The organism is Candidatus Cardinium sp. cByotN1, from assembly GCF_022810525.1.
Lineage (GTDB): Bacteria > Bacteroidota > Bacteroidia > Cytophagales > Amoebophilaceae > Cardinium.
Map to the genome: position 1 here is coordinate 1 of NZ_JAACGG010000146.1, position 747 is coordinate 747.

The 747-nt window shown below is 40.0% G+C and carries 1 protein-coding gene; it reads right to left on the reverse strand.

Annotation, left to right across the window (positions count from 1 at the left end; genetic code table 11):
* Positions 1–173: 173 nt before the first annotated feature.
* Complete coding sequence (locus tag MUW73_RS04035; protein ID WP_243018759.1) at positions 174–665, reverse strand: glutathione peroxidase; 492 nt, start codon at positions 663–665, stop codon at positions 174–176.
* Positions 666–747: the final 82 nt, after the last annotated feature.

The following is a 747-nucleotide window of genomic DNA, read 5'->3' on the forward strand; positions in this document are numbered from 1 at the left end:
CCTGCAATCCATCCCGGCAACTGTTTTTCTTTTCATCTGTAAACTGCGCTTTCTGATCGCACTTTTTTCAAAGGGCGCGTTTTTTTCTAGCATAAGCCATAGTGGTGAACGGAAACTTTTTTTTTAGATATACATCACGTTTTGTTGGTGAGGGCTAAATGGGCTAAAGCGTGCTACTTTACTAGTGCAGCCTCTACGGCTTCTATTACCTTGGGGGCCAAAGGATCTGTTGAAGAAGCAAACCATGTGATCAATTCGCTATCTTTTCCAATCAAGTACTTATGGAAGTTCCATTTTGGACGACCTAATAAAGAGACTTGTGTAGCAGCCCATGCATAAAATGGATGAATAGCTTTTCCGCGAACCGATGTTAGCTGTGTAATAGGAAAGGTAATGTTACTGCACTTAGCTTTTATAGCTGCTGCTATATCACAAGGCTCATCGGATTCTTGTTTGCCAAAACTTTGGGAAGATACCCCAAGCACCGTAAAGCCACTAGCCTGGTAACGATCATGTAGCCTCTGTAAGGCATCAAATTGACGAGCAAAGCCACAACGCGAAGCAGTATTGACGACTAAAACGACTTTAGCAAAGGCACTACCAAGAAAAAAAGTAGTCCCATCTAATAGGGTAAAGGAAAAATTATTGTCTTTTTGGGTATCCATATCGATAATTTGATTTGAGTGTTTGTTTATATCTTTTCAAATGAATCTGTTCCCGACTTTGGTAAAAAAGTAAGCAAAAAAT

Excerpts from the sequence above, each read along its gene's own strand:
- MUW73_RS04035 (WP_243018759.1), bottom strand. The coding sequence starts at position 665 with ATGGATACCCAAAAAGACAATAATTTTTCCTTTACCCTATTAGATGGG.